Raw genomic sequence first — 2,532 nt, 5'->3', positions numbered from 1 at the left:
TATTAAACTGAGGGAGTTGTAGAAGGATAATGGAAAAGAACATCATGTATTGTTAGATATAGCGAAGAACCCATTGTAAGGGTTCTTTTTAATTATTAAGGACAAATATCATAATTTGATATATTATGATATAACTCTAGACATATATATCACATCATGATATATTGTTTTTAGATATATGTATCATAATGTGATATATCTTAAAAGGATATAGTAGGTGATGGGTTGAAGAAAAATGAACAATTAACGGATTCAATGTTTTATATTATGGCTGCTTTAACGAAACCAAGGCATGGTTACGCAATTATGAGCCTAATTGATGAAACAACAAACGGGGCAATTACTATAGGTCCTGCTTCAATGTACACGATTATTAAAAAGTTATTAAAACAAGAGTCGATTTATTTGTATGATGGCTCGGATTCAAGGCGTAAAATCTATCTGCTTACTGACAAGGGCAGAGAAGTATTAGATGAAGAAGTGAAGTTAAGAAAACTGATGATTCAGTTGGCAGAACGGGATTGAAGGAGGACGAAGAATGAGACAAACAAAGTATATTATGTCCGGTGGATTAGCTTTTTCTGAGGATAAGGATATGGAAAAATTACGCCGATTTTCTTTGAAGGGTTGGCATGTCAGTGGTTTTGGGTTTATGGGATATACGCTTAAGAAAGGGGAAAGCTCAAATTATATCTACAGTGTAGATTATCGTTCATTAAAAGAGGATGAAGAAGAAGAATACTTTGACTTTTTTTCATCTTCTGGATGGTCGCATATTGCCTCAGAAGGTGATATTCATTTATTTCGAGCACAACCTAATACAAAACCGATTTATAGTGACCGTGACACATCCGTTGAAAAGTATGAAAATTTAGCTCGTTCTATGAATTATTTAGCCATTCCGTTTGTTTTACTAACAGTACTCGCATGGGTTGGAGCAATGATAAGCTCTGGTACCTTACATTCAATACTACATGCAATAGCAATTATTTTCACTATTATTGCCATTCCAACAGCTTGGACTGTAATCGCAACATACAATAACAAATGGAAGGTAAAAGAAAAAATAGGATTAGTTAAGCTATTGAAAACTATACCAGTTCTTCTCTTCTTAATAGCTGTTTTTATATTGTTATATGTCGATGGCAGTGCAGTTAACATTTTGGCGTCTATGGTCATTGGAGCAATCGCACTTCCAACTGCTATCTGGGTCATCATGTCTCTTTATCATAAAAAGGGGGCGAAGAAAGCTTAGTATAGGAGTCGAATAATAAAGTTTTTAGTCATTGTTATTGAGCTAAAGGGCGCAATCCTGGAACAAGGATAAGCGCTCATTTTTTATTTTAAGGGCTATTTTGCGGAATAAGGCTTATTGAACTCTAACGAGGGCAAGAGATTAACAAGAAGTTGTGGGGGCAAACTGTGGGCAAACAACAATGGTATCAATTGACACTATTGATGCCGAGGAAGTTTTAAGATTAGACCCTGATGCTGATATTTTTCAGTATGATGGAGTAATCTACAAAACTAATATTTATTGGGTTGAAGAATTGTCATTAACAAAGGATGTTCAAATCGGTGAAATAAAAACAAAAAATGATGCTAATACAGATTTCAATAATGAAATGTCGAATAAACCTTCTGTTGGCGCTAAGATTTTTTCAGCCAAGGAAAGAGGAGATATTTTAATTGTTGAATCAGAAGGAGCAGTTTTGAAATACCTTGCAATTGTTGAAAGGTAATCAATTGTGTAATCATCAAAAAGACGGTTTGTGAAAAGTTGTACATAAAGTAGCGGGGGCTTTAGTAAAACAAGAAATAATAATAAATACACAAAAAAACACCGTGCTAATTACGGTGTCTTTTTGTGTACGATTTAACCTGTTATTTCTCCAACTATTTTAAGTTTTTGTACTTCAAAACAGAACCCGTTACAATTCCGGCCCTTTTTTATCAATTAAACCTAACTTTTTGACTTTTTATTACGGAACGGGTACCACGTTTTAATAGTAGCTTATCCTTTAAAAATAATATTCTAATGCCAGTAAAAATACGATAACCGGAATACCGAAAAAGCGTTCGAACTGGCCCTTTTCGGGGCTCAAACCTTAGGTATTCGTTTACCAACTTTAGGTTCCTTAATCTTTGCTGCTGGATTTTTTCGAATATGACCTTCTTCGTGTGACCATCGAAAAAGTGATTTCATAAAGCGTATACGATTAGCCAGACTTGAAGGTTTTAAGTTTTCACTAGACTTTGCTAAATATTCCTTTAAGTGAGTGGTGGTGATTGATTCAATTTTTAAATCGTCAAAATATCGAATGAGTAGTATTGATTGAAGTCGATAAGCTTTCAAAGTCTGTGGTGAGAAACCCTCGATCCGTTTATCAGATTCATATGTTTCCCAAGCTTTTGATAATAGCAAAATACATCTCTCCCTAAAATTATTATTTTAGAGGAATTATTGACCCATTAATCGAAATTGATACGGTAAGGTTTTTCAACTATAGGGCAGTTGAAGAAGAAGTTGTT

General features: G+C 34.2%; 4 protein-coding genes. 3 read left to right on the top strand and 1 reads right to left on the bottom strand.

All coding sequences use genetic code 11. The features are described from left to right. Positions 1–225: 225 nt before the first annotated feature. From V7150_RS25995 to V7150_RS25985, 3 genes are all read left to right on the top strand, one after another. Positions 226–525: a PadR family transcriptional regulator gene (locus V7150_RS25995; RefSeq protein ID WP_335524092.1), complete on the top strand. Its 300-nt coding sequence runs from the start codon at positions 226–228 to the stop codon at positions 523–525. 13 nt (positions 526–538) lie between these two features. After that, the gene (locus tag V7150_RS25990) at positions 539–1,255 is read left to right on the top strand and encodes a DUF2812 domain-containing protein (protein ID WP_335524090.1); all 717 of its coding nucleotides are present in this window, start codon (positions 539–541) and stop codon (positions 1,253–1,255) included. A gap of 181 nt (positions 1,256–1,436) precedes the next feature. Beyond that, positions 1,437–1,742, top strand: a complete 306-nt coding sequence (locus tag V7150_RS25985) for a hypothetical protein (RefSeq protein WP_335524087.1) — start codon at positions 1,437–1,439, stop codon at positions 1,740–1,742. Positions 1,743–2,101: 359 nt separating this feature from the next. On the opposite strand, the gene V7150_RS25980 is transcribed toward V7150_RS25985, so the two are convergent. After that, complete coding sequence (locus tag V7150_RS25980; RefSeq protein WP_335524085.1) at positions 2,102–2,425, bottom strand: site-specific integrase; 324 nt, start codon at positions 2,423–2,425, stop codon at positions 2,102–2,104. Between the last annotated feature and the right edge of the window lie 107 nt (positions 2,426–2,532).

It is taken from the genome of Neobacillus drentensis, from assembly GCF_036965245.1.
GTDB classification, from domain to species: domain Bacteria; phylum Bacillota; class Bacilli; order Bacillales; family Cytobacillaceae; genus Neobacillus; species Neobacillus drentensis_G.
This window is presented reverse-complemented; position numbering and strand designations above follow the sequence as displayed.

What these genes read in the sequence shown, in the direction of transcription:
- V7150_RS25985 (WP_335524087.1), top strand. Translation starts at nt 1,437, where the DNA reads ATGGTATCAATTGACACTATTGATGCCGAGGAAGTTTTAAGATTAGAC.
- V7150_RS25990 (WP_335524090.1), top strand. Translation starts at nt 539, where the DNA reads ATGAGACAAACAAAGTATATTATGTCCGGTGGATTAGCTTTTTCTGAG.